The 5,427-nt window shown below is 63.2% G+C and carries 1 protein-coding gene and 1 pseudogene; both read left to right on the forward strand.

All coding sequences use genetic code 11. The features are described from left to right. A partial coding sequence (locus HP547_RS19500; RefSeq protein ID WP_172287118.1) for an SPOR domain-containing protein occupies positions 1–1,408 on the forward strand: 1,408 nt, incomplete at its 5' end. A 430-nt stretch (positions 1,409–1,838) separates the two neighbouring features. After that, positions 1,839–5,427, forward strand: a pseudogene (gltB, locus tag HP547_RS19505) (glutamate synthase large subunit); the annotation flags it as partial.

Here is a 5,427-nt window from a genome sequence, read left to right on the forward strand (position 1 = left end):
GTCGCTGCTGCGCCAGGCCCTGGTGGCCAGCACCAACAAGCAGACCGTGCAGAGTGTGGTGGTGTCCGCCCGTAGTGCCAGCGATGCCGGCAGCGTGCTTGCGCAGGTCGCGCAGGAGCTGGATGTGGCCCAGGCTGAAATGCAGGCGATCCTGTCCAAGGTCGTGCAGCTGGCATTGACCGGGCAGGAAGTGTATTTGCTGGTGGACGATGCGGAACAACTCGACGAGTCGGCACTCCAAGCGTTGCTGGAGTTGGCAGCGGGCGTGCCAGAAGGGCGACCGCACGTGTTCCTGTTCGGTGAGCCATCACTGATTGCCGGGTTGGACGAACTCGATGTCGAGGAAGAACGTTTCCACATCATCGAGCTTGCCCCCTACAGTGAAGAAGAGACCCGCGAGTACCTGGAACAGCGCCTGGAAGGGGCTGGCCGGGGCATCGAGGTGTTCAGCCGTGAACAGATCGTCGATATCCATGAAAACTCCGACGGCTGGCCTGGCAACATCAACCAGGTCGCCCGTGACACTTTGATCGAAGCCATGATCGCCAGCCGCTCGACGGCCAAGCGACCATCCATGGGGTTCAAGATGCCTAAAAAACATGTGCTCGCACTGTCCGCTGTGGTTGTGGTCGCCGTTGCGGCTGCGGTATTGATGCCCAAGAAAGGCGACAAGCCACCTGCCGAAGCGCCCGCCCAGGCCCAGCTGCCGCTCGGCGAAGGCAAGCCTGGCGCTGCCATCGAATTCTCCGGCTCGTCCCAGCCGACGCCCCTGCCGCTGGGGGGCCAGTCGCAACCGGTGATGCGCGAACCGTTGGCCCAGGCCGCAGGCATGGGTGAGGGTGAAGAAGGCAGCCCGGCTGGCGATACGGCCCTGCAGCCTGGCAACCCGCCGCCGACCGTTACCACCATCGCACCGCCTCAAGGTGTACCAGCCGGCCCGGCGCCTGCGCCTGCGCAGCCGATTGCCACGGCCCCTGCCCAGCCACGTCCGGTTGCGCCTGCGCCAAAACCGGTCGCAACCCAGCCTGCCAAGCCGGTTGCGCCTGCCAAGCCTGCGCCAGCGCCGGCCCAGGTCGCAGCTGCCAAGCCTGCCGAGAAACCAGCGGCCACTGGCAGCGCTGGCGGTGGTTGGTACTCCGGGCAGAAACCAGGCAACTACGTGGTGCAAATCCTGGGTACCAGCTCCGAGGCTTCGGCCCAGGCGTTCGTCAAGGCCCAGGGTGGCGACTATCGCTACTTCAAGAAAAACCTGCAGGGCAAGCCCCTGTACGTCGTCACTTACGGCAGCTTCGCCAACCGTGACGCTGCGGTTGCGGCAATCAAGAACTTGCCAGCGAAGGTCCAGGCTGGTAAACCTTGGCCACGTACCGTCGCCAGCGTCCAACAAGAGCTGGCCTCGGCCCGCTGATACCTGCCGGGCGGCAACACCCCGCCGCCCAGTTGCTGAGCGATAACTGACTTTTCGTCTAGCCTGCTGCGCCTGAGCGCGGCAGGCTTTTCTGTCCCGGACTGCCGGCCACAAGCCCCTAGTTGCAGTCATGGCTGAAACGCTTCAGACTCCGGCCAAGCCGTATCACGGCGCATGGCGCAAAAACATTCAAAATTGCGACATAAATTTTCAATGGTGAGACATGAAAATTTGTGGGCATCGCTGTCGCTGTGCAACAATGGTTTTCCATGACCACCGCAAAAAAGCTGGCGTTTGATCGGCGTGGATGGTAAGTGGTTGTTAAAAAAGAGATTTACCTCCGTTGAGAGGTGAACCTGGTGAGAATGTGTCTATGAAAACAGGTCTGTACCATCCCGAAGAATTCAAGGACAACTGTGGTTTTGGCCTGATCGCCCATATGACGGGCGAACCGAGCCACCACCTTCTGCAAACCGCCATGCAGGCCCTGACTTGCATGACCCACCGCGGCGGTATCAACGCCGACGGCAAGACCGGTGACGGTTGCGGTCTGCTGATGCAGAAGCCCGATCAATTCCTGCGTGCCGTGGCCCAGGAACACTTCGCCGTCGAGCTGCCAAAGCAGTACGCCGTTGGCATGGTGTTCTTCAACCAGGACCCGGTCAAAGCCGAAGCTGCCCGCGCCAACATGGACCGCGAAATCCTCGCGGCCGGCCTGAAGCTGGTCGGCTGGCGCAAGGTGCCGATCGACACCAGCGTGCTCGGCCGTCTGGCCCTGGAGCGCCTGCCGCAGATCGAGCAGGTGTTCATCGGCGGTGAAGGCCTGAGCGACCAGGAATTCGCCATCAAGCTGTTCAGTGCGCGTCGCCGTTCGTCCGTGGCCAACGCCCACGACGCCGACCATTACATCTGCAGCTTCTCGCACAAGACCATCATCTACAAAGGCCTGATGATGCCGCGCGATCTCGCGGCGTTTTACCCTGATCTGGATGACCCGCGCCTGCAGACCGCGATCTGCGTGTTCCACCAGCGCTTCTCCACCAATACCTTGCCGAAATGGCCGCTGGCGCAGCCGTTCCGCTTTCTCGCCCACAACGGCGAGATCAACACCATTACCGGCAACCGCAACTGGGCCATGGCCCGTCGCACCAAGTTCGCCAACGACCAGATCCCCGACCTCGAAGAGCTCGGCCCGCTGGTCAACCGCGTCGGTTCCGACTCCTCCAGCATGGACAACATGCTCGAGCTGATGGTCACCGGCGGCATCGACCTGTTCCGCGGCGTGCGCATGCTGGTACCGCCAGCCTGGCAGAACGTCGAGACCATGGACGCCGACCTGCGCGCCTTCTACGAATACAACTCCATGCACATGGAACCGTGGGATGGCCCGGCCGGTATCGTCATGACCGAAGGCCGCCACGCGGTGTGCCTGCTCGACCGCAACGGCCTGCGCCCGGCGCGCTGGGTGACTACCACCAATGGCTACATCACCATCGCCTCGGAAATCGGCGTATGGGGTTACCAGCCCGAGGACGTTCTGGCCAAAGGCCGTGTCGGCCCGGGCCAGATCCTTGCCGTGGACACCGAAACCGGGCAAATTCTCGACACCGACGCCATCGACAACCGCCTGAAGTCGCGCCACCCGTACAAACGCTGGCTGCGTCAGCACGCCACGCGCATCCAGGCGACGCTGACCGATGACCAAGGCGCGGCCAGCTACGACGCTGACCAGCTCAAGCAATACATGAAAATGTTCCAGGTCACGTTTGAAGAGCGTGACCAGGTGCTGCGCCCACTGGGCGAACAGGGCCAGGAAGCGGTCGGCTCTATGGGTGACGACACGCCGATGGCGGTTCTGTCGCAGCGCGTGCGTTCGCCGTACGACTTCTTCCGCCAGCAGTTCGCGCAGGTGACCAACCCGCCGATCGACCCGCTGCGCGAAGCGATCGTGATGTCGCTGGAAATCTGCCTGGGCGCCGAGCGCAATATCTTCCAGGAGTCCCCGGAGCACGCTTCGCGGGTAATCCTCAGCTCGCCGGTCATTTCGCCCGCCAAGTGGCGCTCGCTGATGAACCTGGAGCGCGAAGGCTTCGAGCGCCAGCTGATCGACCTCAACTATGAACAGAGCGTGGGCCTGGAAGCGGCCATCCGCAACATCGCCGACCAGGCCGAAGAAGCCGTGCGCGCCGGCAAGACCCAGCTGGTGCTGAGCGACCGCTACATTGCCCCGGGCAAACTGCCGGTGCACGCCTCGCTGGCCGTGGGTGCGGTGCACCACCGCCTGACCGAAAAGGGCCTGCGTTGCGACAGTAACATCCTGGTGGAAACCGCCACCGCCCGTGACCCGCACCACTTTGCCGTGCTGCTGGGCTTCGGTGCTTCGGCCGTTTACCCGTACCTGGCTTATGAAGTGCTGGCCGACCTGATCCGCACCGGCGAAGTGCTGGGCGATCTGGACGAAGTCTTCAAGTACTACCGCAAGGGTATCTCCAAGGGCCTGCTGAAGATCCTGTCGAAGATGGGCATCTCCACCATCGCCTCGTACCGTGGTGCGCAGCTGTTCGAAGCCATTGGCCTGGCCGAAGAAGTGGTTGGCCTGAGCTTCAAGGGTGTATCCAGCCGCATCAAGGGTGCACGCTTTGAAGACCTGGAAAGCGACCAGAAGCTGCTGGCTGCCGAAGCCTGGAGCGCGCGCAAGCCGATCCAGCAAGGTGGCCTGCTGAAGTTTGTTCACGGTGGCGAGTACCACGCCTACAACCCGGACGTGGTGAATACCCTGCAAGCCGCCGTGCAACAGGGCGACTACGCCAAGTTCAAGGAATACACCACGCTGGTCGACCAGCGCCCGGTGTCGATGATCCGCGACCTGCTGAAGGTGAAAGTTGCCGACCAGCCGCTGCCGCTGGAGCAGATCGAGCCGCTGGACGCCATCCTCAAGCGCTTCGACTCCGCCGGTATCTCGCTGGGTGCACTGTCGCCAGAAGCCCACGAAGCCCTGGCCGAGGCGATGAACCGCCTGGGCGCGCGCTCCAACTCCGGCGAGGGCGGTGAAGACCCGTCGCGCTACGGCACCATTCGCAGCTCGAAGATCAAGCAGGTGGCCACCGGCCGCTTTGGCGTGACCCCGGAATACCTGGTCAACGCCGAGGTGCTGCAGATCAAGGTTGCCCAAGGCGCCAAGCCCGGTGAGGGCGGCCAGCTGCCAGGCGGCAAGGTCAACGGCCTGATCGCCAAGCTGCGCTATGCGGTACCAGGCGTGACCCTGATTTCGCCACCGCCGCACCACGACATCTACTCGATCGAAGACCTGGCCCAGCTGATCTACGACCTCAAGCAGGTCAACCCGCAGGCCCTGGTTTCGGTCAAGCTGGTGGCAGAAGCCGGCGTCGGCACCATCGCCGCTGGCGTCGCCAAGGCCTATGCCGACCTGATCACCATTTCCGGTTACGATGGTGGTACCGGCGCGTCGCCGCTGACCTCGATCAAGTACGCCGGCGCCCCGTGGGAGCTCGGCCTGGCTGAAACCCACCAGACCCTGCGTGGCAACGACCTGCGCGGCAAGGTACGGGTACAGACCGACGGCGGCCTGAAAACCGGCCTGGACGTGATCAAGGCAGCCATCCTCGGCGCCGAAAGCTTTGGCTTTGGCACCGCGCCGATGATCGCCCTGGGCTGCAAGTACCTGCGCATCTGCCACCTGAACAACTGCGCCACCGGTGTAGCCACGCAGAACGACAAACTGCGCAAGGACCACTACATCGGCACCGTCGACATGGTGATCAACTTCTTCACCTTCGTCGCCGAAGAAACCCGTGAGTGGCTGGCCAAGCTGGGCGTACGCAGCCTTGGCGAGCTGATCGGCCGTACCGACCTGCTCGACGTGCTGCCAGGCGACACCGAGCGCCAGCAATACCTGGACCTGACCCCGCTGCTGGGCAGCTCGCACATTCCGGCGGACAAGCCGCAGTTCTGCGAAGTCGACAGGAACCCGCCTTTCGACAAGGGTGAACTGGCCGAGA

This window comes from Pseudomonas sp. CM27 (assembly GCF_013179515.1).
Lineage (GTDB): Bacteria > Pseudomonadota > Gammaproteobacteria > Pseudomonadales > Pseudomonadaceae > Aquipseudomonas.